Source organism: Bartonella sp. LJL80 (assembly GCF_054871565.1).
On the sequence record NZ_JBTXLM010000001.1, the window covers coordinates 398,614 to 423,386 of the forward strand.

Consider the following 24,773-nt stretch of genomic DNA (forward strand, 5'->3'; position numbering starts at 1 on the left):
TGATGACAAAGGATAATCTGGGCATCGGGAATATGCCGGATATTACAGTTTCAGCGCGTGAGGTTTTCGGTATCGATACCGACATGCAGGTTCCGGCATTCAGCAAAAGCGATCCTTATGTGCCGGAACTCGACCCTGATTATCTGTTTGACCGCCAAACAACCTTGGCAATTCTTGCAGGCTTTGCCTTTAATCGCCGTGTGATGGTTTCAGGCTATCACGGTACCGGCAAATCCACCCATATCGAGCAAGTGGCAGCACGGTTGAACTGGCCATGTGTCCGTGTCAATCTGGATAGCCATGTCAGCCGTATCGATCTTGTTGGCAAGGATGCAATTGTCGTCAAGGACGGTATGCAGATTACCGAATTCAAAGACGGCATTCTGCCTTGGGCCTACCAGAACAACGTGGCCTTGGTTTTTGACGAATATGATGCCGGGCGGCCGGACGTGATGTTTGTTATCCAGCGTGTTCTGGAATCTTCGGGTCGTTTAACCCTGCTCGACCAAAGCCGTGTCATTGCCCCGCATCCGGCATTCCGTCTGTTTGCCACAGCCAACACTGTCGGCCTTGGCGATACAACCGGTCTTTACCATGGCACGCAGCAAATCAATCAGGCACAGATGGACCGTTGGTCCATCGTTACCACGCTGAATTATCTGCCGCACGACAATGAAGTCGATATTGTTCTGGCGAAAGCCAAACATTTCCAGACCAAAGAAGGCAAAGAAACGGTCTCCCGCATGGTGCGTGTGGCTGATATGACGCGTCAGGCCTTCATCAACGGTGACCTTTCCACGGTTATGAGTCCGCGTACTGTCATTACATGGGCGGAAAACGCAGAAATATTCAAGGATCTTGCTTTTTCCTTCCGGCTTACATTCCTTAACAAATGTGACGAGTTAGAACGCCCGACCGTGGCAGAATTCTATCAACGTGCATTTGGTACGGAACTGCCCGAGTCGGTCGTCAACACCGTATTTGCCTGAAGAAAGCCTGCTCCATGACCGCAGAATCGGGAGATAACAGCCGCGAACGCCCAACCGGGCCGATAGACAGTGAACCGTTCAAGAGAGCGGTTTCTGCCTGTATGCGTGCTGTTTCCGGTGCGCGTGAATTGGAAATTGCCTTTGGCAATGACCGCCCGTCAATGGTTGGAGACCATGCACGCCTGCCGGATTTGCCCCGTCGACCAACGCTGCATGACGTGGCTGTAACGCGTGGTTTGGGCGATTCCATGGCTTTGCGGCGGGCTTGGCATGATGCCCGTATCCACGCCAGCCTGGCCCCGCAAGGGCCGGATGCCCGTGCAGTGTTTGACGCTGTGGAACAGGCCCGTGTTGAAGCAATTGGCGCCTTGGCGATGGATGGCATGGCCGAAAATCTGGATATGATGCTTGCCGATAAATACAGCCGGGCAAACTATCCCTCTATCACAGCCCAGGATGAAGCGCCGTTGCAGGAAGCGATAGCACTTCTGGTGAGAGAAAAAGTTACCGGACGAAAGCCTCCTAAAGAAGCCGGATCGGTACTGGATTTCTGGCGTGATTGGATTGAGGAAAAGGCCGGAAGCGATCTCGATGCTTTGGCAGACAATCTGGACAATCAGGACAAATTCGCCCGCCTCGTGCGCAATATGCTTGTTTCCATGCAAATGGCCGAAGACTTGCAGGAAAACAGCATTGATGAAGACGGTGAGGACGAACAGCAGGACATAGATCCTCAGGATGACGAGGATGGTGAGGCTCAGGATCAGGAAGGTTCTGATTCCGCCGAGAGTGAGTCGTCCGAAGATGCCGGCGACGATGTTGATGATGGGGAAATGGAAGCCGCCGATTCAACAGATGATGATGGTGAGGAGTCCGAGGACATCGATTCCGAGCAGACCCCCGGTGAGACGACGCGTCCCCCGCAACCGTTTTCCGACATGGATCATCTGGGGGATTACAAGGTTTTCACCCGTGAATTCGACGAAGAGGTTGAAGCGACGGATCTTTGTGATGATTCAGAGCTGGAAAAGCTTCGTGCCTTTCTCGACAAGCAGCTTGCCAATCTACAAGGCGTCGTCGGCAGACTGGCAAATCGTTTGCAGCGCCGGTTGATGGCACAACAGAACCGGTCGTGGAATTTCGATCTCGAGGAAGGTTATCTCGATTCCGCACGGCTACCGCGGGTTATCATCGATCCGACACAGCCGCTTTCTTTCAAGATGGAACGTGATACGGATTTCCGCGATACGGTTGTCACTTTGGTTATCGACAATTCCGGTTCCATGCGTGGGCGCCCCATTACCGTTGCCGCCACATGCGCTGATATTCTGGCACGGACATTGGAACGTTGCGGCGTTAAAGTTGAAATACTTGGCTTTACCACCAAAGCGTGGAAAGGCGGCCAGTCGCGCGAAGCGTGGCTTTCGCGTGGGAAACCCGCAAGCCCGGGACGGTTGAACGATCTGCGCCACATCATTTACAAAAGCGCCGATACGCCTTGGAGAAGAGCGCGCCGCAATTTGGGCCTGATGATGCGTGAAGGATTGCTGAAAGAAAATATTGATGGCGAAGCGCTTATCTGGGCCCATCAAAGGCTATTGGGAAGACGTGAACACCGCCGCATCCTGATGATGATTTCGGACGGGGCACCGGTCGATGATTCCACACTTTCTGTCAATCCCGGCAATTATCTGGAAAAGCATCTACGCGCTGTCATTGAAGAGATCGAGACCCGATCACCCGTCGAACTGATCGCCATCGGTATCGGACATGATGTGACCCGTTATTACCGTCGTGCTGTGACAATTGTCGATGCCGAGGAACTTGCCGGTGCCATGACCGAGCAACTTGCCAGTTTGTTTGACGAGAAAAAATCCCGTTAGAATATTTCCAACAAAAACTGACAGACTTTTGTGTCAGGAGAATCCTGATAAAACAAAGCATTAGAGTAAATCCTCGCCTCAATCAAAGACGGATTCACTCTAGAGCAAATCTTCTTTTTGTTGGGGGCATGGATTTGCTCCAGATTTTTTATTTGTCGCATTGTCCAACGAAAAAGCCGATTCAACTTTTTCTGGAAATGCTCCAGAGCGGTTCCCGATCGATGTGAATCATCAAGCCGCGACAGATCAAAAGCTTGAGACGCACCGACCGGATAGCATCTGGTCAAAAAGCGCTCTCATGTAAACATTGATCGCAAAAGCGTCGGCACTCAAATTTTTGTGCGCGTAAAAAATAGATATATCAGTGATCGATCAAATGATATAATCTGTATGCGGTGTCATCGGGCGGCATATTCAACCCGGTGAGCCGCATTGGGATATGTCATTGGAGGAGACCATGACGGAGATAACTGCCACGCCAAAAGTGCGCAAAAGACAACGTATTGCATTAATTCTTCTGGTTTTGATTGGGACTGTCAATTATATCGACCGCTCTACCTTGGCGGTCGGTGGTTCGCTCATCCGCGAGGATCTAGGTTTATCGCTGACCGAAATGGGCTGGCTTCTTTCAGCATTCTTATGGGCTTACGCTTTTTCGCAACTGCCTTGCGGTCTGCTTGTGGATAAATTCGGCTCACGGAAAGTCTTGGGTATCGGCCTTTTTGTCTGGTCGCTGGCGCAAGCAATCTGCGGCATGGTGCACAGCTTCTTCCAATTTATTATAGCGCGCATTTTCTTAGGCGTCGGCGAAGCACCGATGTTTGTTTCCAATGCGCGTACTGTACGGGATTGGTATCCTGTAAAGCAACGTGGCAAGCCGACAGGCATCTATAACTGCGTCTCGACATTGGGGCCGACAATTGCACCACCGCTACTGACCGCGCTGATGTTGGCATTTGGCTGGCGTTGGATGTTTATCATCATGGGTCTTGTCGGCATTGCTGTTTCGCTCATTTGGTTCGCTGTCTATCGTGAACCGAAAAACCTTGATCTAACTGAAGAAGAACAGGCTTATCTGGTTCAGGGTGAAGAAAACCAGGAAGACAAGGACACGACTTTTGCTGAATGGATCAGCCTTTTCCGCTTCCGCGTGACATGGGGCCTGATGCTGGGATATTTCGGCACCATTTATCTGATGTGGCTTTTCATGAGTTGGTTGCCGGGCTATCTCGAAATGGAACGGGGCATGAGCTTGCAAAAGACCGGTTGGGTTGCAGCCATTCCCTATGCGTTTGGCGTTATTGGCAGTATCGGCACCGGATATATCGTCGATTGGGCTTCTTCAAAAGGTGTTGCCCCCATTGAGGCCCGCAGATATCTCGTATCGTTCTGCCTGATCTTGATGTCCGTATTTACCGTTTTGTGCGCATTCACCGCGAGCAATTTATGGGCAGTCATTTTCATTTGCATTGTCATGTTTGGTGTCGGGGCGGCAACGGCGATGGCATGGGCCTTGGTTTCTGTTATGGCCGCACGCAGCGTCACCGGTTCACTGGGCGGTGTCATGAGTGCCTTTGGTTATGTTGGCGGGGCATTGGCACCGGTAATTACCGGCCATATAGCAGATCTGACACACAGCTTTATCCCTGCCCTTCTCACCGGTGCCGGTATCGGCATTGTTTCTGCGTTGATCTATCTCTTCTTTTTACCCAAAAACGCGTTGACGGAAGAAGACATCGACAAAGCTCTGGCAAAAGCCGGTCGTTAAATCACGACCGGCCTTGTGGGGCGGAATGCATATCCGGCAATGTGTATCAACGCGATAGGCGTTCACCCCTTACGAAGGCAGACTTGGTTTGCATTTGACCTATAAATCAAAAAGCATCCAGTCCGCACGGTTTGTGGACTGGGTTTACGAATGATGATAGCGTTTGTGATGTTTTTAGAGCGTTTTCCGAAAAGTGTGAAGCGCATCCGCAGGAAAATTGATTCACCGGATCAATTTTTATCCTGCTCCTATCGGGTAAAACGTTTTGTAAACAACGGATTAGGGCTTGAATATGCACGCTAGTTGCGCGATGCGGCACGCTTCATTGGAGGATAAAATGAGCAAAAGTGTAAAAACTACAATCTCAGAAAACGGCCATATGTTTTCCGGCTGGAGTAATCTTGCCGATCCGGTGGCGGTTTCAACACTGGCCGAAGCGGGTTTCGATGCTGTCGTTCTTGATATGCAACACGGTGCCCATGACGAAGCAAGCATACTTCATGCCATTGATCGTTTGAAAGCCCGCAACAAGGCAGCGATCGTCCGCATACCGGTGGGCCGCTTTGATACGGCAAGCAAAGCATTGGATTTTGGTGCCGATGGCATTATTGCACCAATGATCAATTCACCAGAAGAAGCGCGGCAATTGGTCGATTTTGTAAAATATCCGCCGCTTGGCGGCCGTTCATTCGGCCCGTTACAGCCCAAAACACAATTTGGCGCTGTTGGCTCCCATGAGTATCTCACAGGCTGCAACGAACATATTACGATTTTTGCGATGATTGAAACACGGCAGGCATTTGAAGCTCTTGATGAGATTTTAGAGGTTGATGGATTAGACGGTGTTTTTGTCGGGCCATTCGACTTTTCGGTCGGTTGGAGCAATGGTAAAGAAGCCAATACATCCAGCCCCGACATCATCGAGCCACTGACTATCATCGCGCGCAAAGCGCTGCGTGCGGGAAAGTTGACTGGCGCCTACTGCCCGGATGCGGCCTTCGCCAAACGTTATCGCGCGCTTGGCTACCAATTTATGACACTCGGAAACGATAAGGCAATGATTTTACAGGGTGCCCAAGCCATTCTGGCTCAAATGGCCTGATCACCCTTGTGGTCGCCTTTGCTATTGTAAATAGCCGGCATGAAGATTGCCAGAATAGCGCCATAGGGCAAAAGCATGAAAAGCCCCATGGCGATTTTCACCCAGAAATCGCCAAATGCGAGAGAAAACCATACGGGCACATCAAATCCGAACAAGCTAGCCATGGCCGGAATCGAGCCATCCTGATACCCCATTGCCGTGTCGATAAAAGCGAAATGGGTGGAGAAGGCGATTGCAAAAAACAGCACCGTATCGAGTGCCGATCCTGTCACTGCGGCCGCTAGCGGAGCTTTCCACCAGGTTTTGCGGCGTAGCGGATTAAATACCGCGATATCGAGCAACTGCGCACATAAAAATGCCACCCCAGATGCGATTGCCAATCTCGGGCTTGCCAAAATCCACGATACGACGAGACCTGATACAAAACCGGCATATACTATGCGACGCGCTGCACGCGGCCCATATCGGCGGTTTGTGAGGTCGTTTATCAAAAAAGCGAAGGGATAAATAAAAGCGCCATATGTCAAAAGATGGTCAAGACCAAACCAATGAAATGGATACTGCACCAAAATATTCGACGCGGTGACAGCGATACACATGGCAAGAATTGCCAATAACAAATGTCTATTTTGTTTCATTTTTTTTACCTGGGTGATGGAACCAGAAAAAAGGCCGGTTAAACCGGCCCTTTAACCTAAAACGATGATGCAATATGCTTAAGCAGCTTTTTCAGCCAGCTTTTTAGCAATCTGACGTTTCAACAAACGTGCACGCTGTGACAATTCCTTGTCATCTGCCTTGACGAGGAAAGCGTCAAGACCACCGCGATGCTCAACCGAACGCAAAGCGTTGGCCGAAATACGCAAACGGTAGCTTTGCTCGAGAGTTTCCGAAATCAAAGTAACATTGCAAAGATTCGGCAAAAAGCGGCGACGCGTTTTGTTGTTTGCGTGGCTGACATTATTGCCGTACTGGACCGATTTTCCGGTCAATTCGCAGGCGCGGGACATAGGCTTCACCTTTAAACTCTAATACAACCAATCAACAGGTCTGCGTGCTATCTAAGCATAAATACGCGCAGCCTTAGACCGGCCAAAATTGGATAAGTTGCGTTTCTATAGGGGGCTATAGCGCAAAGGTCAAGAGTTTTTCCATCCTGCTTATTCGCCAAAAACGTCACAAAGCTGCTTTTTTTCAACCACAGCTGTGTTAAAACAGCTTTCATGATGACAAAAGTTGCTTCAAAGTCCACATCCGCCGGCCGACGTTCACCGATCTTTTTGGGCATTTTCGGCTTTTTATGCGTATTCTTTTTCTGCGCGTTTTCTGCGCTCGGCATTTGGCAGGTCGAAAGGCTTGGCTGGAAAAAAGATCTTATCCAGCGTGCCGATACACGTGTACACCTCTCACCCGTGGCAGCGCCGCCAAAAGATACATGGGCCGACGTCAGCTTTGATAAGGATGAATATAGGCCGGTTTTTCTTGAAGGAAAATACCTCAACGACAAGGAAATTCTGGTGACGGCTGTCGCCGAAGAGACGACCGGCTATTGGGTTGTCACACCTTTCGAGACGCGTGATGGCGCCATAACATTCATCAATCGCGGCTTCGTACCGATGGACAAACGTGAAAGAAGCAGCCGGGAATCCGGTGAGATTGCAGGCGAAACCAAAGTCGTCGGCCTTTTGCGCATGGGTGAAGGCGGCGGTTTCTACCCGCGAAAGAATAATCCGCAAGCAGACATATGGTACACACGGCAGTTGCCCGCCATGGCTGCGAAGCTCGGCATTGGCGAGGTTGCGCCATATTTTATCGATGCCGACAAAACACCCAATATTGGCGGGTTTCCGATCGGGGGCCTGACCGTCGTAACATTCCGTAACAACCATCTGAGCTATGCGATCACCTGGTTTACACTGGCGACCGGCGTTTTAGCCGCTTCAATCTTCCTCTTTGTGACCGAAAGACGCAGGCGGCGTGGGCTCATCGATGAATAAGGCCACTGCTGTCGGATTTTTAGCCATTCTCATGTGGGCGCTTCTGGCCACATTGACGACATTTACCGGCAGGGTTCCCTCGCTTCTATTGACTGCAATGACCTTTTTTATTGGGGCGCTGCCGGGCATCATATTATGGATAAAGAAACCGGAAACCTTGAGGGATCTCAAGCAACCCCTCATCGTATGGCTGATCGGTATTGGCGGCCTTTTCGGCTATCATTTTTTATATTTTACAGCATTGCGCAATGCTCCACCGGTTGAAGCCGCATTGATCTGCTATTTGTGGCCTCTTTTTATCGTTTTAGGCTCGGCGCTTATGCCGGGTGAAAAGCTGCACTGGTTCCATGTTGTGGGTGCGCTTTGTGGTTTTGCCGGTATGGTTTTGGTTGTAACCGGTAAAGGCGGTCTGGCGCTTGATGCCAAAAACAGCTTCGGCTATCTGGTTGCTTTGGCCAGTGCTTTTACCTGGGCAACCTATTCGCTTTTATCACGGCGTGTATCGAAAGTTCCCACCACCGTTGTGACAGCATTTTGCCTTGCAACATCGTTTCTGGCTTTGGGGGCGCATTTCCTCTTTCAAGAACCCCGTATCTTGCCCGCAGATGGTGGGCAATGGCTGGCGGTCCTGCTGCTCGGACTGTTCCCGGTTGGAATGGCATTCTATTGTTGGGATTACGGCGTTAAACGCGGCAATATACAATTGTTGGGCGTTGCAAGTTACAGCGCGCCTCTGCTTTCCACCTTACTCATGGTTGCCACAGGCTTGGCAGAACCGACATGGCGGCTGTTGATTGCCTGTTTGCTCATTACCGGTGGAGCCATTCTGGCATCAAAGAATCTGCTTTTGCGCCCAAAGCGATAAAATAATCCTGCGTGAAATCGGCAAGACCGGCCCGATGCCGCTTGCCATATAGCAATGGTTTGCCATCAAGACCACAAACAGCACCACCTGCTGCGCGCAAGAGCGCATCGCCGGCGGCGGTATCCCATTCCATGCATCGTTCAAAACGCGGATAGATAAAAGCACGGCCTTCTGCAAGCATGCAGAATTTCAAAGACGAGCCGACTTTCACCAATTGCTGATCAAAACCGTTCCTATGCAACCAACGCATGGTCTGGTCTGAACAATGCGACCGACTGGAAACAGCGAAACGCTTGTCCAAGCCATCGCAAACGTGCATGGTCTGTATTTCCGTCAAGGCGGTGCAATCGCGGCTGATCGCAGAAAACGAGTTCTGGCCGTCGGTATAATAGATCCTGCCGCTTACAGGATGGAATATAACCCCTAAAACGGCAACCGATTGCACTACCAAAGCAATATTGACGGTAAACTCGCCATTATGCTGGATGAACTCGCGTGTACCGTCCAAGGGATCAACCAGAAAAAACTGTTGACCCAATGGCGTTGGATTAAAACCATTGGCCATGCGCTCCTCTGCAATAATTTCGATATCGGGTGCAGCACGCTGTAAACAGTCCAGTATGATTGCTTCGGCCTTTATGTCAGCCGCGGTCACGGGTGAATGATCCGCTTTTTCGTGGACAGCAAAGTCCTGCCGATAAAAATCCATGATAACCGCACCCGCCTTCAAAGCGGCTTCAATCATGGGCTTTACAAGCGCTTGAAACTTCATTTTGCCCGCCAGCTCTTTTCTTTTTCTAAGCAACCGTCATATTGATAAAAACGATCTGGTTTAACATTGGTTGATAGCGGCCCGTCATCCATACCTATTTGAAAAGGAATCAGTATGATTTACGGCATTTTCCTATCATTCGCATCCTATGCGGCTTACGCCGTGAGTGATGCCTGTGTCAAATTCATTGACGGAAAACTGCCGCCCTATGAAACGGCTTTTTATGGCGCAGTTTTTGGGATTATTGTGATTCCTTTTATGAAAAGCCAAGGTGACACATGGCTTGATATTATCCGCTCGCGCCATTGGCCGCTGTGGTTTTTGCGTACCATTTCCGCCGCATGTGGCGTCATCGGCAGCGTGACGGCCTTTACCCATCTGTCTATGGCCGAAGCATTTACGCTGATTTTCCTACAGCCGCTTTTTGTCAGCATTCTTTCGATGGTATTCTTGAAGGAACACATTGGTTGGCGGCGCTGGCTGGCTATCATTATCGGTTTTATCGGCGTGTTGGTTGTTTTGCGCCCCGGCTTCCGTGAATTGAATATCGGTCACGTCGGCGCAATCTTTGCCGGTTTGAGCGGTGCCATATCCATCATGATTTTCCGCATCATGGGCGGAAAAGAAAAACGCATTACACTTTATTCAAGCGGCATCATCGGGCCGATTGTGATTTGTGGGGCGCTGACTGCACCATCCTACACCGCACCGCATGATATCGAATGGCTGTATCTCGCAGGTTACGGCCTTTTGGCGGCCTTTGGCGCAATTTTGACCATGGCAGCAGCACGTCGGGTGCCCGCAATCGCTATTGCAACACCGCAATACAGCCAGATGGTGTGGGCAATCCTGTTTGGATATTTCATTTTCAATGATCATGTCGATCTGCCAATGGCGATCGGCATCATACTGATTATGGCATCAAGCATCCTGACATTTCTGCGCGAAGAAAAACGTCATGTCGAATTGCCGCGACCGGTGACACCTTCACAAACGGCATTGGCGCAAACGCCTGACAGGGGCGATACATAAACCATAGGCCTGACCATAAAGAAAACGCCCGCTGCGGGAGGGTGCAGCGGGCGCTATAACCAGGAAAACCAATGGGAGGAGAAGTTTTCCTGAACAGGGTCTGGGAGGAGGAAGACCCTGCGAAAAGATTAACGAACGGCGCGACGCGCGATCGATGTGATTTCTGAACGGCTGATGCCCAGATCATTCAACTCGTGAGAGGAAAGACGGCTCAGTTCGTTGACTGTTGTGCGGTAACGACGCCAGTTATTGAAAGAACGAAGAATATTCATGACACTCACCTAGACTGTATTGTTTGATTTCTTACGCACAATATAGTCCTACCCCTTAAAGTTGAGGAGTGACAAGATTGCATAGCTGATGTGCAATCCCTAAGCAATCTGCGTGTTTTTTAGTCATAATTCGTTAATCTTTGACGCTATTTTGCCTCAATTAGCGGCTTTGGCCCGATTATGGACAAAAAAAGAGCCGGACAAAAGTCCGGCTTTAAATTTAGAAGGTGCCATAGGCAAACCTTCAGAGGGGAACACTTGCGGCGCAAAATGGGAGGAGAAGCGCCAGCAAGTGATGTTTATATGGAGGTAACTGTTGGCGATTTCAACCCCTTTACATCGGAAAAAACACTAAATCCGATAAAATTTGTGAGATTTACTTTCAATTCCGTGAGAGTTTCACCCATGGGTTGTCTAGCGCGCTTTATACAACAACAAAAGCCGCTATCGAAACGGATGACAGCGGCTTCATTGATGGATAGGCAGATGAACGTTCATCTGCCCTTGAAACAACTAGAGTAAGGGCCGAGGATCAGGGCCTATTCATTTGTTCAATCGCGTGTTCAACGCGATAGAAAGATAAATATCCATCAGTCCTTGCACTGTTTGACCCGTAGATGCGATTGCCCCTGTTGCCACACACTCTAAAGTGAATCCGTCTTTGATGGAGGCATGGATTCACTTTAACTCCTTGTTTTATCGCATTGTCCTGACACAAAAGTCTGTCAACTTTTGTTGGAAATGTTCTAGTGGCGGAAATGGCGCATACCGGTAAATACCATCGCGATGCCATTGTCATCTGCAGCTTTGATGACCTCATCATCGCGCATTGAGCCACCGGGCTGGATAACGGCTGTTGCTCCGGCTTCGACCGCAGAAAGCAAACCATCCGCAAAAGGAAAGAATGCGTCGGATGCAACGACAGAACCGATGGTTAAGGGTTTGTCCTGTCCTGCAGCCTCGGCCGCATCCATGGCTTTACGTGCCGCTATGCGTGCAGAATCGACACGGCTCATCTGGCCCGCGCCAACGCCAACGGTTGCGCTGTCCTTTACATAGACAATGGCATTGGATTTGACGTGCTTTGCCACCCGAAACGCAAATTTCAAATCCTGCATTTCCTGTTCACTTGGCTGGCGTTTCGTCACAACCTTCAAATCCAGATCATCGACAACGCCATTATCGCGCGATTGGATCAACAAACCGCCTGAAACGGTCTTTGCGGTGATGCCCTGTGCCCGTGGGTCAGGCAGGCCGCCCGTGATCAACAGACGCAGGTTTTTCTTTGCTGCTACAATTTCGCGCGCTGCCGGTGTGGCATCCGGCGCAATAATCACCTCGGTAAAGATCTTCACAATCTCGCTGGCACTTTCCTCGTCCAACGGTCGGTTTAAAGCCACAATACCACCAAAAGCCGAAACCGGATCACAGGCCAAGGCTTTCAAATAAGCCTCTTTCAAGCTTGCACCTTCTGCTACACCGCAAGGGTTTGCATGTTTGATAATGGCAACTGCGGCAGATTTTTGCGGATCAAACTCGGCGACAAGTTCAAACGCTGCATCGGTATCATTGATATTATTGTAGGAAAGCTGTTTGCCTTGCAAAACCTTGGCTGTCGATACGCCAAAACGTTTTTCGCCATTGAGATAAAAACCGGCACGTTGATGCGGATTTTCGCCATAACGCATGACAGAATCAAGCTTGCCAGCCAGCGCACGCCATGTCGGCGTATCAATTTCCAATTCTTCGGCAAACCAATTGGATATCGCAGCATCATAAGCAGCGGTGCGGGCATAAGCGCGTGCAGCCAATTTGCGACGGAACAGAAAATTCAAATTGCCTTCATATTTGTCCAGTTCCGCCAAGACTTGAGCATAGTCATCGGGGTCGGTAACGATGGCCGTATAAGCGTGGTTCTTAGCTGCGGCGCGGATCATCGCTGGGCCGCCAATATCAATATTCTCGACGATTGTGTCGCTGTCGGCGCCCGAAAGACGGGTTTCTTCAAACGGATAGAGATTGACCACAACAAGATCGATCCCCACAATACCATGCTCTTTCATTGCGGCCTGATGGTCTGGATCGTTACGGACAGCCAAAAGCCCGCCATGAATGGATGGATGCAAGGTTTTTACACGCCCGTCCATAATTTCGGGAAACCCGGTAACCTCTGAAACATCCTTGACCGGCAAACCGGCGTCCGCCAAAGCCTTGGATGTCCCTCCGGTTGAGATAAGCTCTACGCCATGGCGGTGCAGACTAGTTGCAAAATCAACCAAACCGGTTTTGTCGGATACGGAAAGGAGCGCACGGCGCACCCGATGAAGATCGGGAGCGGGAATGTGTTTGGATGTCACAGCCATAACAAAGATCCTGATTTTGAATGCGGGAAAACTCGATCACGCAATAACACAGCGGCTCGCAAAATCATACCTTAAGATGGTGAAAACTTGTTGCATGTTGCACAACATTAATCGCGCAACCGCTAGGCCGCGGTGACGCAAAAAGATAGGGGGAATCCATCATTCTATAAAAAGCGGATTCACTCTAGAGCATTTCCAGAAAAACTTGAATTGGCTTTTTCGTTGGACAATGCGACAAATAAACAATCTGGAGCAAAGCCATGCCCCAACAAAAAGAAGATTTGCTCTAGGGTCAGGGGACTTTGAAAAGCAAATGCAAAGTGTCATGGCCAAATGCCGGAAGACGCTGAACGCATCAAGCCTTCATCACCGTTAACGCCAGGCTGTCAGACAGCCCGCGTGATACGGGTAAACCGCCACCGCACCTTTTCCGTCAAAGCAGGGCGAAAATTCAATACGATCTGGCGTGTGCGTTTTGGCCCGTTGAGGTCGGCGAAATCGATCGAATCTTCCAATTGAATGTCGGCATCAGGCGACATAAAGCTCCAGGCGTCACCTCCCATCACTTCCAGCCGCAGACTGTTGCCGTCGTGGCTGACTTCGACATGGGGATGAAGATGAAACCGTACAGCAACATGATCACGTCCATCGCTTTTGACAGCGGTGTTGGCATTTGCGAAAAACCGGTCAAATCCGTCAATCACATTGCCATCGGCAGACAGAACAAGCCCGCGTTCATGCATGAGGTTGAAAGGTGTAACATAACCATTATGGCTGGCAACGAAGCCTATACGTTCAGCACCCTCGACACGCTCGATTTTGACAGCAGTCGGCCCGCTGACCAGTGCGGCATCTTTATGGCTGCTGTTTTTCTGAAACTTGCACGAAGAGGTATCATTCAAGGTCGCCGTGGAATGCGCTGCGGTCGCGCGCGCCAACTGGCGGTAATCAGAAGGCCCGAAAGGATCCATCCCCGCATTGATAATAAAGCGATCAGCACCCGATGACATTTCAAAAGAAAGACAACCCGCCGCCGCCTTATAGGATACGGCGCGCGGTGGCACCGTGCCTGTATCGGCGATAACGGTGGTTTGATTGGCATGCAGACGCTGATATCCTGAATGCGGCGCATGGGAAAAAGGATGGCCGGCAGTTTCATCGAGACCCAAAACCACGCCTAAACGCTCGGGCAACACCGGCCCAACACCGTTGAAATGTGCAAGGGTCTGGTCTTGGTGAACAAAAAACCGTAATGCCGGCAACATCCGCTCTACAGAATCGACCAGCAAACGCGGCGCGGTTTCGCTGCTATGAGCGTATAAATGGCGCAACGCCAATAACTCGGTCAAGAGAGAAAGCAAAACCGCAGGATTGCGCGAAATATGTCCGCCATCAGGAAGGATTTGTCTGGTTAAAGACCTAACAAGCTGAAGCTGCGCTGCGCGTTTCATCGCCGGTGAAACCGGTAGAGCGACAGATGCAAAGCAAAGTGCTGCAGCCGCCTGCAGGCGATGCTCGTTCTCATCCATATTGTGAATGGCAATACGTAAAAAGCGGAATTGGAAACCCAAAGAACGCAGGAAGCGTTTTTCAAAACTGTCGCCTGCGCCATCCAACAACATACGGGCATGACAAAGCCAGGCCACAAGACGCCGCGCGACGACATCTGCTTGCCATGCCGGGCCTTTCATCCGTTTGCCGGATTGATCTATCCAATCATTCATCAAAGAGCGGGCATGTGCATTGGCCAAGGGTGTGCGGGCTGCATCCATATGGCGCAACCAACTGAAATCATGCAATGCCGCTTCCCAAGCCGGCGTTGGCGGCTCGATAGCAAAAGGAGAAATAGAACCAGCCTGCACAATGCGTCCGGCAAGCGCAAACCGTCCGTGATAAAATTCATGGGCCATATCGGGATCTGCCAGATGCAGGTCAACCGGTTCAGCCAGAATACGTTGCGGCCTGAAACCGGAGAACCTCCAGCGGAAAAGCGGGCCGACGCGCAACCGGCGCAACAATTTTGTTGCCGCATAGGCTGCCGACGATGTTTTTAACGGCTGATTGCCTGCAAGTGCGATGGCCACGGCCCAATCTCCATACGTATTTGTCCGTATGTAGTTTCTGCGATTAAGGTGAATGATTGGTTAACTGGCGTGAGGTGTGGCTAAATATTCTTCGCAAGTCACAACGACCTTTTCACGCAATATTTTGATGCGCTCTTCCAGCCAATCCAATTCTTCATTGGTGATTTCATATTTAGGTGAATAGCGTGCCTTGACATAAGCATCGCGCAGCCGCTCAAAGGCGCGTTTGGCAAAGCGGTCATTGGCTGGCCAAAGGTCTTTCAGTTCAGGAACGAAACCGACAGCCCGCTGGTGCAAATTGCGCAAATCATGCTGCTTGGGCGAATAAAGCGATAGCGTCAGCATCAGGCAATTGTAAAGACATTCCGTCGTTTGATGCAGATTGAAAGCTGCTAGGTTCTTATGCTCATCACCTTCGGTTCTATCAAACTTATAATGTTTGAAAAACTTGTCGGATTCTTTGAGTTCGATATGATACCACTTGGTGGCCATTTCCTTACGCCGTTCCGCTGTCATCGGGCCACTTGCACCGAAGTCATAACCGGGCAGCTCATAAAGTGTGATGCCATCTTCAACAATATCGACAAAGAACGGCCAGCCATCACGTAGTTTACCGTTCATGTCGGGAAAACTATGCACGACCAAAGTCGGTCGTGACTGGTCGGCCTCGCTGGTAAAACGCATCTTTTCAAGACTGGCTTTAACGTCAAACCAATAATCAAAATCGGTATATCGGGCATAATTGACCAGCACGCAGAAATCATAATCGGAATGGTAACCTGATGTGTTGTCATTCACATAGCCGCCGCGGGCATGGGAGCCAAACAGGATGATCTTGACGATTTGCGGACGACGCTTCTGGTTTTGATGGATAGGCTTGCCGATAAATTGCGCATCAAATTCACGCAAGATAATTTCCACGGCACGCGCAATCGTGCGGCGTTTGGAAGGTGGCAAATGCTCTAACTTTTCATCCATCATAGTTTAGCTTTAAACGATCACCGGTTAAAACAAAAGCACAGCGACGTTTTATTGGATTTTTCGGAAGCGCGCGGCAAAAAAACCGTCCATGCCGGATAGTTGAGGTGTTTCCCCTTTTAGATTGGCTGGCGTGGTGCGCAAAGTTCCCTGCGGCAAAATAAGTTCCGCCATGCCGCCGATTTCTTCGGGCCGGATCGGTATGATTTCCAGATCATCGCGCATCAATAAAACCTTGTTGACCAGTTCCTCTCCCTCTTGTCGCGCAAGCGAGCAATTGGCAAAAACGATCGTCCCACCAATTTTGACCAGCGCAATTGATGCCAATAGCAGTTCCAATTGCAACTGCGCCAATTTGACAATGTCACTTTGGTCTTTCGTCCATAAAATATCGGGATGTCTGCGGATAGTGCCGGTGGAAGAGCAAGGTGCATCAAGCAAAATCGCATCGAAAAGCGCATCCGGCTTAAAATCCTTCAGGTTTCCTGCCCATGTATCAACTGTCAGGTTAAGCCTCTGCATATTGGTTTGCAGCCGCTTTAAACGATTGGCCGAAAGATCTATTGCGGTCACCTTTGCACCTTGCGCGGCAAGCTGTGCCGTTTTACCGCCCGGTGCGGCACAAAGGTCTGCAATCCTTTTGCCTTCAATATTTCCAAATAGCCTTGCAGGCAATGATGCCGCAACATCCTGTACCCACCACGCGCCATCCGCATAGCCTTCAAGCGCCGAAAGTGGCCCGTCGAGCCCAGCAAGCCGGACCGTACCATTCGGCAATGCAATACCGCCCAGTTTTTCGGCCCAAATTTCCGGCTCCGCCTTGACTGTCAAATCCAGCGGCGGTTCGTGATCTTGTGATTTAAGAATATCTTCTGCAACGTCCTTTGTATAATTTTCGGCCAACAGATCAGCAAACCACACAGGGATGTTTTCAATGCCAAGCGGTTTGCTGCGAATGTCATCGGCCTGACGCGCAAATTTGCGCAATACCGCATTCACAAGCCCGGAAAACCGCTGGTTGCGCGGGTCGCATTTGGCGGCGGTTACCGCAAGATCGATCGTGGCATGGTCTGGTACATCGAGATAAAGTATTTGCGCGGCGCCGACATGTAAAAGATGATTGAGCGAAAGCGCATTTTGCGGCAACGGCCTATCGAGGAACCCTGCCAAGGCTTTTGTGATGTCAGCACGATGGCGCAGCGAGGCGCCCAGTATCGCGCGGCACAAGGCACGATCGCGCATTTCCAATGCGAGATATTGCGGATGCCCATGCTCATTATCGGTCAAACCGTCCAGCGATGTTTTTTTATCGATCACCGCACTCAAAAGACGGGTTGCAGCCTGCCGGACAGCCAGTCCGGGAATGTTCGGGTTGGGCTGCTGCCCGGCTTTTTGCTTTTTCAAAATAATCTCTTTACGACCATGGACCTTTTGGCGTGTTATTGCGCATCCAGCCCGGACGTTCAACTGTGCGGCGCATATTTTCTCGTCCGCTACCGCTCGACATCTGTATATTCATCTCTTCAGCCTGCTGACGCAATGCCGCAATACGATTTTCAGTAGCAGGATGGGTCGAGAAAAGACTATCCGCACCGCTACCATTCAAAGGATTGATAATAAACATATGTGCCGTTGCCGGATTATGTTCGGCTTCTTCATTTGTTACATCATGAGCACCGCGTGCAATTTTATTCAACGCCGATGCAAGCCAAAGCGGATTACCACAAATTTGTGCGCCCCGTTTATCGGCAGCATATTCCCGGGTTCTGCTGATTGCCATTTGCACCAGCATTGCAGCAAATGGGGCAACAAACATTGCAATAATCACGCCGATCATCCCCAGCGGATTGGAATTGCCGTTTGAATCGCGATTACCGTGCCCCATAAACAACGCAAAATTTCCCAGCATGGAAATGGCACCGGCAATCGTAGCGGTGATTGTCATGGTCAGCGTATCGCGATTTTGTACGTGGGCAAGTTCATGCGCCATCACACCGGCAATTTCTTCCGGGCTCAAGCTCTGCAATAAGCCGGTGGTTGCTGCCACAGCCGCATTTTCCGGATTGCGCCCGGTGGCAAAAGCATTTGGCTGTGCATTATCCATAATATAGATTTTAGGCTGCGGCAGCCCGGCCTTCTGTGCCAAATCGCTGACAATGCCGTAATATTCCGGTGCAGAACGGGCATCGACTTCGCGTGCGCCATACATACGCAATACCATTTTATCGGAATTCCAATAGGAAAATATATTCATACCGGCTGCAATCACAAAAGCAATCAACACGCCGCTACCGCCGCCGATAAGATATCCCACACCCATAAACAAGGCCGTCATGAAAGCCAGAAGCATGGCGGTCCGCATGATATTCATTGTCAAAAACTCCAATATAACGCATATTTGTCCATATATGATGGTGCGTAATTGCCTTTTGTTCAATGGAAACGGGCTTAAAAATGACCAATAACGATAGCAAAGATAACAGCAATCCGGCCGATTGTGTCAAACCGGATCTGCCACCGGCTGCCAAACGCGCTCTCGCAGAGGCCGAGGAAAGGCGAAAGCGAGCCGCTTTGCCTGATGGCCCGAAAGAATTGGGTGGACGTGGTGGAAATGACCCAGCGCGCTATGGCGATTGGGAAGTTAAAGGCCGCGCTATCGACTTCTAGGGTCAGGACCTAGAGCATTTCCAGAAAAAGTTGAATCGGCTTTTTCGTTGGACAATGCGACAAATAAAAAATCTGGAGCAAATCCATGCCCCAACAAAAAGAAGATTTGCTCTAAGGCCGATTGATCAAATGCATTCCATGCCGGTTTGCTATTATTTTCGGGCAGCCTCTAGTGCGCTTTCCGATCGGATAGCATCCGCCCGACGCGTCTGAAGCTTTTGATTTGTCGCAGTATCTTATCCGATTGATGATTCACATGAATCGGGAACCGCTCTCATGCATATATCGGTTTGTTGAATTCACACATGATGGATGAACTATTTGTTCTATCGCGTATGTTACCGCGATAGAAGCAGGAATAGCAAACAGTCCCGTGGACAGTTAGTCCCGCGAATACGGTTCCCACTTTTCGGCAGACGCTATAGCGGCGTCTCTGACCAAAGCACCACAAAAAACGGGCGGAAAAACCGCCCGTTATTCAAAGCTTTCAAATAACCGCAAATGCGGCAAGCATTAAGCCTGATTTTCTTCTTCAGCCGGTGCTGCTTCTTCAGCCGGTGCGGCAGCGGCGGCTGCGGCTGCTTCTGCCTCGGCAGCAGCTTTTGCCTTCGCATCTTCTTCAGCCTGCTTTGCAGCGGCAATACGTTCTTGTGCCTTTTTGCCCGGCTCAGCTTTTGTTGGGTTGCTGCGCTGCGGACGCTTTGCAAGACCTGCTTCATCAAGGAAACGCAAAACGCGGTCTGTTGGCTGTGCGCCATGGCCCAACCAATACTGGATGCGCTCGCCGTCAAGCTTCACACGCTCGCCGTCCTTCGGCAACATCGGGTTCCAAGCGCCAACGCGCTCGATGAAGCGGCCATCACGCGGGCTGCGAACATCGGCGATAACGATGTGGTAGTAAGGACGCTTTTTTGAACCCGCACGGGCCAGACGAATTTTTAACGACATATTTTATCTCCTATTGTCGGTTTTGGCTTTTACCAATGGTTTAACTGCTGCATGCCTAAACGGCATCACCACCGGAGGACGCTTGTTCCCCCTTTTCAGGCGATGCTTTTGCAGCGGTATCTTCATGATGACGGATCACTTCCTTGACGATAAAGTTAAGGAACTTCTCCGCAAAATCGGGATCGAGATGGCTTTCTTCCGCAAGTTTGCGCAAACGCGCAACCTGACGCTGTTCGCGTGCAGGGTCTGCCGGCGGTAAATCAAACTGGGCTTTTAAAACGCCGACTGCCTTGGTGCAACGAAAGCGCTCGGCAAGAATATGTACCAATGCGGCATCAAAATTATCAATTGAATCACGCAGGCGCAAAAGCTCGTCAGGGATTTTTATCTCACTCATCATCTTTACCTTTTCTTCGGCAAGCCAGGTAAGCCGGGCAACTTGGCGCCGCTTCCCGGAAGGCCCGGCAAACCGCCGCCCAATCCTGGAAGTTTATTGGCAAGGCCGGCACTTTCGGCCTGCTTTTGCAAGGCTTCCAACTGCTTTGGATCCATTGATGCGAGATCAGGCATACCACCCATTCCGCCGAGACCGCCAAGGCCCATTTTTGCCCCCAAGCCGCCCATCATCTTTTGCATCAGGCCACCTTTGCCTTTGCCACCCATCGCCTTCATCATATCGGCCATCTGGCGATGCATTTTCAAAAGCTTGTTGATGTCGGCTGCATTGGTGCCAGAGCCTTTGGCGATGCGCTGCTTGCGACTATGCTTCAAAAGGTCGGGATTGGCACGTTCAGCCTTCGTCATGGATGAAATGATCGCCAACTGACGATTGAACAGATTATCATCCAGACCCGCAGCGGCAATCTGGTCTTTCATCTTGCCCATGCCCGGCATCATACCCATAATGCCGCCCATACCGCCCAGTTTTTTCATCTGCTTGAGCTGTTCAGACAAATCATTCAGATCGAATTTGCCCGCCTGCATTTTTTTGGCAAGCGCGGCGGCCTTTTCCTGATCAATATTTTCCGCGGCCTTTTCAACCAGCGAGACGATATCGCCCATACCGAGAATACGGTCGGCAATACGGCGTGGATGAAACTCTTCCAACGCATCCATTTTTTCGCCGGTAGCAATCGCCTTAATCGGCTTGCCCGTAATGGCGCGCATAGAAAGCGCTGCACCGCCGCGACCATCGCCATCCATACGGGTCAAGACAATACCGGTAATGCCCACACGCTCATCAAACGAGCGCGCAAGATTGACAGCGTCCTGTCCGGTCAAGCTATCGGCGACAAGCAGAATTTCATGCGGTGTCGATTTGGCCTTGATCTCGGCCATTTCTACCATCAAAGGCTCATCAATATGGGTGCGGCCTGCCGTATCGAGAATAACAACATCATGGCCGCCCAATTTGGCTGCTTGCACAGCGCGCGCTGCAATATCGACCGGTGTCTGCCCGGCAATAACCGGCAACGTTGCGACATGTGTCTGTTCGCCAAGCTGGCGCAACTGTTCCTGCGCTGCGGGGCGGCGGGTATCCAGCGAAGCCATCAGAACCTTCTTGTTCTGCTTCTCCGTCAACCGCTTGGCAATTTTTGCCGACGTCGTCGTTTTACCTGAACCCTGTAAGCCGACCATCATGATGACGACCGGTGCTGGAGCATTCAGGTCGATCGAGATGCCTTCTGTACCCAGCATATCGACCAATTCGTCATGGACGATCTTGACGACCATCTGGCCAGGTTTGATGGATTTGAGAATGTCGGCACCGACGGCTTTTTCACGCACACGGTCGGTAAAGGAGCGTACCACATCCAGTGCAACATCCGCTTCAATCAATGCGCGACGCACCTCGCGGAGCGCGGCCGCAACATCCTGCTCCGACAAGGCACCGCGGCCAGTCAGGTTGTTCAGAATGGAACCAAGGCGTTCCTGCAAAGATTCAAACATCGTCTACCTCATTGATCGTACCGACAAACATGTTGCAAAACCAAACAGCACCCGAGGGCGCATCGCGCTGTCGGATGTTGACCTCCGGGAACATTTTATACCGTTATGGGTCCCGGTCGGTGGCTTCAAGTCATAGCTTGTCGCAGATTTATGCCGCTTTCAAACAGCATAATGCTGCTCTTGTCAAGTTTTATGCGCATTCTATCTGCTCAAACATAATCTTACGCTTGGTTTCTAGCCAAAGTTGTTATATGGGCAAATGAAGCTATTTCGTTCCCACGCGAGGGGATCAGGAGAAGGGAAAACCCAATGTTTTACAAAGCGGCTATTAAAGCTGGAATTATCGGACTGACGTTTTCGGCTTTGGCCGGCACCGCATTGGCAGCACCGAAATGCGGAAACACTTCGGCTGGTTTTGCAACATGGCTTGAAGAAACCAAACAGGAAGCAGCAGCCAAGGGCGTCGGCAAACGCGCGCTTGCAGCGCTCGGCAATGTCCGCTATGCGCAAGCCACCATCAATGCTGACCGTGGGCAAAAAAGTTTCAAGCTGAGCCTGCAACAATTTATGCAAAAACGTGGTTCGGCGACAATTGTAGCCCGTGGCAAAACCATGAAGAAGCAAAATGCCGCCCTGTTTGCCCAATTGGAAAAGAAATACGGCGTTCCTGCCGGCCCTATCATCGCCATTTGGGGCATGGAAACCAGCTTTGGTTCCTATATGGGTAAACAACATACCTTATCGGCTGTAGCCACTTTGGCCTATGATTGCCGCCGTTCGGAATTTTTTACCGATCAGCTCTATTCAGCGCTTAAGCTGATTGACCGTGGTGACTTTGATCCAAATTCCGTCGGCGCCATGCATGGCGAAATCGGCCAGACACAATTTTTGCCTAAAAACGTGTTGCTTTACGGTGCCGATGGTGATGGAAACGGCCATATCGATATGATCCGTTCACGTGCCGATGCACTGGCTTCCACAGCAAATTTCCTGCGTGGCCATGGCTGGCAGGCAGGTGCCGGTTATCAACCGGGTGAACCGAATTTCGCCGCCATCCAAGGCTGGAATGCAGCCTCCGTTTATCAGCAGGCAATTGCCATTATGGGCAAGCAGATCGACGCCAACTAAGTTCAGAACCACCCATGACAAAGCCTGCCATTTTGGCAGGCTTTTATACTTTAAACGGTTGCTCGCAATCGGCACGGATGAAATCTCCGGTTTGCTTTTCCATCACCCATAATTCGCCGGTGGAAATATCAAACCAGGCACCATGCAAGGTAAGCTCGCCCGCATCTTCACGCTTTTTCAACCATGGAAAGGTTCGGAGATTGCCGATAGAATAGCGAATCGAAATCCGTTCAAGGGCTGTTTGACGTTCAGTCGATGTCATCAGCGTATTGGCGGCAACAGCCTCGGCCGCGGGTGCCAGAAGCCCCATCCATTTGCCAATAAAATCATCTGAAGAAAGCGGTTTGCTTTTTAAATCCAGAGCATTGCGGATACCGCCGCAACGGCCATGGCCAAGCACGACGATGTGTTCAACCTTTAATGATTGGACGGCAAATTCCAGTGCTGCCGAAGTTGCATGATATTCACCATCGGGGTGAAATGGCGGAACCTGATTGGCCACGTTGCGCATAACAAATATTTCACCGGGATCGGCATCGAATATCGTTTCAGGTGCAGCGCGCGAATCGCAACACGCTATCACCATGGTTTCAGGCTTTTGCCCCTCGCTGGCCAATTCCTGATAACGGTTGCGCTCATTCGAAAACCGGTTTGCCATGAATGTGCGGTAACCGCTTAAGAGTTTCTCAGGCAAATCTGTCATAGAGGCTTCACTTTCATAAGGTCTGTTTTTTCATGATCTTTAAGATGGCGTATGGCGATATGGTTAACCGCATTGGCAAGAATATGGCGGCCGCTCTCCAACATCAGCTCATAGGCATCGTTTTTTACCGTTTCCTGCAAAAGGGCGTATACTGAAGCAGTCGCAAAGCGCAAAGCCTCTTCCTCGCTATCGCCATCCAACAGACGAGCAATAAACAGGGCGCCCGTCATATCCCCCAAGCCGCTGACCGGATCCTTGACAATGGGATGTTCGGCCAACAAAATCGTGTTACCGCTGACAAGTAGATTACCGGTTGCATTTTTCAATAATGGCCAGGAAGATGTGACCAGTGTTGTATGACATCCAAGCGCACGTATCGCAGAAATGATCGACTGATTATCATCGAGTTTCTTCCCGCTGATCCACTCCAGTTCCGATCGGTTTGGCTTGATGATATCTGCAAGCGGTATCAGATGTTCGACGATATTTCTGGCAATGTCGGCGCCAACATAAAGCCCGCTTTCATCACCAATCACCGGATCGCAGAAATAAATCAGAGACGGATTTTTTTCTTTTAATTTACGGATCAATCCAGCAGCGATGACCACTTGTTCGGCACTGCCGAAATAACCGGTCAAAACAGCGGCGATTTCGTTTGTCCATGCCGATCGCTCTATATCATCGGCCCAAGCTTGAAAGTCTTTCTCTGGCACAATCAACCTATGGGACGGTCCATGGTCGGGCTGCCAAGGCATGGAAACTGTCAGCATCGCCCATACGGGATAGCCCATATGCTCCAAAGCATTAACGGAGGCGCGGGTTCCGACAGAACCGCGAATGACATGACTGGATATAACCAGCACAGATTTTTTGACGTGGGTCATGACAAACAGTGCCCTTGAGAATCTTACCACTATTTAAAGCGCTGCAAAGCATGCAGCAAGTACGAAAAATGAACTGGTTCCACAATGAGCGATCAGGACAAAGACAAGGTTTCGCTTTTTACTTTTGCAATGTTCATCCTGGAAATGGGAATGCTCTTCTCTTCGTGCGAGAATAACATTTCGCCTCATCATCTCTAATAAAGGCATTGTGGGCTATGGGCTGAGCGCTTGGAAAGCGATAACGCTCGGCGCAGCGTCTAAATTTCGCGTTTAAAACCGAATACGGCTTCTAAATCTTGACAAAATAGGCATACAATATCCAAGCTGTTCAATTTTCGGAGAAGAATGAAAATAGTTGACGCTTTTTTTAGCAAACTGCACTAAAGAT

The 24,773-nt window shown here is 50.4% G+C and carries 23 protein-coding genes; 9 read left to right on the plus strand and 14 right to left on the minus strand.

The features are described 5' to 3' along the window. Positions 1–2: 2 nt before the first annotated feature. From cobS to ACYSNS_RS01805, 4 genes are all read left to right on the plus strand, one after another. Positions 3–989, plus strand: a complete 987-nt coding sequence (gene cobS / locus ACYSNS_RS01790) for a cobaltochelatase subunit CobS (protein WP_461721408.1) — start codon at positions 3–5, stop codon at positions 987–989. Positions 990–1,003: 14 nt separating this feature from the next. Then, positions 1,004–2,872, plus strand: coding sequence for a cobaltochelatase subunit CobT (gene cobT, locus ACYSNS_RS01795; protein WP_461721409.1), 1,869 nt, complete (start codon positions 1,004–1,006; stop codon positions 2,870–2,872). A gap of 457 nt (positions 2,873–3,329) precedes the next feature. After that, positions 3,330–4,640 (plus strand): MFS transporter, encoded by a 1,311-nt coding sequence (locus ACYSNS_RS01800; protein WP_461721410.1) that lies wholly within the window; start codon positions 3,330–3,332, stop codon positions 4,638–4,640. A gap of 337 nt (positions 4,641–4,977) precedes the next feature. After that, the gene (locus ACYSNS_RS01805; protein WP_461721411.1) at positions 4,978–5,742 is read left to right on the plus strand and encodes an HpcH/HpaI aldolase family protein; all 765 of its coding nucleotides are present in this window, start codon (positions 4,978–4,980) and stop codon (positions 5,740–5,742) included. Here the strand turns inward: ACYSNS_RS01805 and ACYSNS_RS01810 are convergent. Both ACYSNS_RS01810 and rpmB read right to left on the minus strand, forming a co-directional pair. Then, a complete protein-coding gene (locus ACYSNS_RS01810; RefSeq protein ID WP_461721412.1) occupies positions 5,730–6,380 on the minus strand; it encodes a queuosine precursor transporter in 651 nt (216 codons plus the stop codon). The two genes, ACYSNS_RS01805 and ACYSNS_RS01810, sit on opposite strands and share 13 nt — an antisense overlap. Before the next feature lie 78 nt (positions 6,381–6,458). Then, positions 6,459–6,752 carry a 50S ribosomal protein L28 gene (gene rpmB, locus ACYSNS_RS01815; protein WP_461721413.1) on the minus strand — a complete coding sequence of 98 codons (294 nt, stop codon included), beginning with the start codon at positions 6,750–6,752 and terminating at the stop codon, positions 6,459–6,461. A 216-nt stretch (positions 6,753–6,968) separates the two neighbouring features. Between rpmB and ACYSNS_RS01820 the strand changes: the two genes are divergently transcribed. Both ACYSNS_RS01820 and yddG read left to right on the plus strand, forming a co-directional pair. Further along, positions 6,969–7,739, plus strand: a complete 771-nt coding sequence (locus ACYSNS_RS01820) for an SURF1 family protein (RefSeq protein WP_461721881.1) — start codon at positions 6,969–6,971, stop codon at positions 7,737–7,739. Beyond that, a complete protein-coding gene (gene yddG / locus ACYSNS_RS01825) occupies positions 7,732–8,604 on the plus strand; it encodes an aromatic amino acid exporter YddG (protein ID WP_461721414.1) in 873 nt (290 codons plus the stop codon). Before ACYSNS_RS01820 ends, yddG begins: the two co-directional genes overlap by 8 nt. On the opposite strand, the gene cysQ is transcribed toward yddG, so the two are convergent. Beyond that, positions 8,549–9,376, minus strand: coding sequence for a 3'(2'),5'-bisphosphate nucleotidase CysQ (cysQ, locus tag ACYSNS_RS01830; protein ID WP_461721415.1), 828 nt, complete (start codon positions 9,374–9,376; stop codon positions 8,549–8,551). The two genes, yddG and cysQ, sit on opposite strands and share 56 nt — an antisense overlap. 114 nt (positions 9,377–9,490) lie before the next feature. Between cysQ and ACYSNS_RS01835 the strand changes: the two genes are divergently transcribed. Beyond that, complete coding sequence (locus ACYSNS_RS01835) at positions 9,491–10,408, plus strand: DMT family transporter (protein WP_461721416.1); 918 nt, start codon at positions 9,491–9,493, stop codon at positions 10,406–10,408. A 128-nt stretch (positions 10,409–10,536) separates the two neighbouring features. Here ACYSNS_RS01835 and ACYSNS_RS01840 read toward each other — a convergent pair whose 3' ends face one another. The 6 genes from ACYSNS_RS01840 to htpX form a co-directional block, all read right to left on the minus strand. Continuing rightward, entirely contained in the window at positions 10,537–10,680 is a 144-nt protein-coding gene (locus ACYSNS_RS01840; RefSeq protein WP_461721417.1) for a DUF1127 domain-containing protein, read from the minus strand. Between the two features lie 746 nt (positions 10,681–11,426). Then, positions 11,427–13,043 carry a bifunctional phosphoribosylaminoimidazolecarboxamide formyltransferase/IMP cyclohydrolase gene (gene purH / locus ACYSNS_RS01845; protein ID WP_461721418.1) on the minus strand — a complete coding sequence of 539 codons (1,617 nt, stop codon included), beginning with the start codon at positions 13,041–13,043 and terminating at the stop codon, positions 11,427–11,429. 386 nt (positions 13,044–13,429) lie between these two features. Beyond that, entirely contained in the window at positions 13,430–15,127 is a 1,698-nt protein-coding gene (locus tag ACYSNS_RS01850; protein WP_461721419.1) for a heparinase II/III family protein, read from the minus strand. 60 nt (positions 15,128–15,187) lie between these two features. Next, a complete protein-coding gene (locus ACYSNS_RS01855) occupies positions 15,188–16,108 on the minus strand; it encodes a HEPN domain-containing protein (RefSeq protein WP_461721420.1) in 921 nt (306 codons plus the stop codon). Between the two features lie 48 nt (positions 16,109–16,156). After that, positions 16,157–17,509, minus strand: a complete 1,353-nt coding sequence (locus ACYSNS_RS01860) for an RsmB/NOP family class I SAM-dependent RNA methyltransferase (RefSeq protein WP_461721421.1) — start codon at positions 17,507–17,509, stop codon at positions 16,157–16,159. 10 nt (positions 17,510–17,519) lie between these two features. Beyond that, entirely contained in the window at positions 17,520–18,476 is a 957-nt protein-coding gene (gene htpX, locus ACYSNS_RS01865; RefSeq protein WP_461721422.1) for a zinc metalloprotease HtpX, read from the minus strand. Positions 18,477–18,559: 83 nt separating this feature from the next. On the opposite strand from htpX, the gene ACYSNS_RS01870 reads away from it, so the two are divergent. Beyond that, a complete protein-coding gene (locus tag ACYSNS_RS01870; RefSeq protein ID WP_461721423.1) occupies positions 18,560–18,772 on the plus strand; it encodes a DUF1674 domain-containing protein in 213 nt (70 codons plus the stop codon). Between the two features lie 513 nt (positions 18,773–19,285). Here the strand turns inward: ACYSNS_RS01870 and rpsP are convergent. The 3 genes from rpsP to ffh are packed head-to-tail and all read right to left on the minus strand — an operon-like array spanning position 19,286 to position 21,670. Next, positions 19,286–19,720 (minus strand): 30S ribosomal protein S16, encoded by a 435-nt coding sequence (rpsP, locus tag ACYSNS_RS01875; RefSeq protein WP_461721424.1) that lies wholly within the window; start codon positions 19,718–19,720, stop codon positions 19,286–19,288. Positions 19,721–19,775: 55 nt separating this feature from the next. Then, entirely contained in the window at positions 19,776–20,117 is a 342-nt protein-coding gene (locus tag ACYSNS_RS01880; RefSeq protein ID WP_461721425.1) for a chorismate mutase, read from the minus strand. Positions 20,118–20,122: 5 nt separating this feature from the next. After that, positions 20,123–21,670, minus strand: a complete 1,548-nt coding sequence (gene ffh / locus ACYSNS_RS01885; protein WP_461721426.1) for a signal recognition particle protein — start codon at positions 21,668–21,670, stop codon at positions 20,123–20,125. Between the two features lie 309 nt (positions 21,671–21,979). Here ffh and ACYSNS_RS01890 point away from each other — a divergent pair, with 309 nt between their 5' ends. Continuing rightward, positions 21,980–22,798: a lytic murein transglycosylase gene (locus ACYSNS_RS01890; protein ID WP_461721427.1), complete on the plus strand. Its 819-nt coding sequence runs from the start codon at positions 21,980–21,982 to the stop codon at positions 22,796–22,798. Between the two features lie 43 nt (positions 22,799–22,841). Here ACYSNS_RS01890 and ACYSNS_RS01895 read toward each other — a convergent pair whose 3' ends face one another. Both ACYSNS_RS01895 and pdxY read right to left on the minus strand, forming a co-directional pair. Then, positions 22,842–23,501, minus strand: coding sequence for a carbonic anhydrase (locus ACYSNS_RS01895; protein WP_461721428.1), 660 nt, complete (start codon positions 23,499–23,501; stop codon positions 22,842–22,844). Further along, entirely contained in the window at positions 23,498–24,385 is an 888-nt protein-coding gene (gene pdxY, locus ACYSNS_RS01900; RefSeq protein ID WP_461721429.1) for a pyridoxal kinase, read from the minus strand. Before pdxY ends, ACYSNS_RS01895 begins: the two co-directional genes overlap by 4 nt. Positions 24,386–24,773 lie beyond the last annotated feature (388 nt).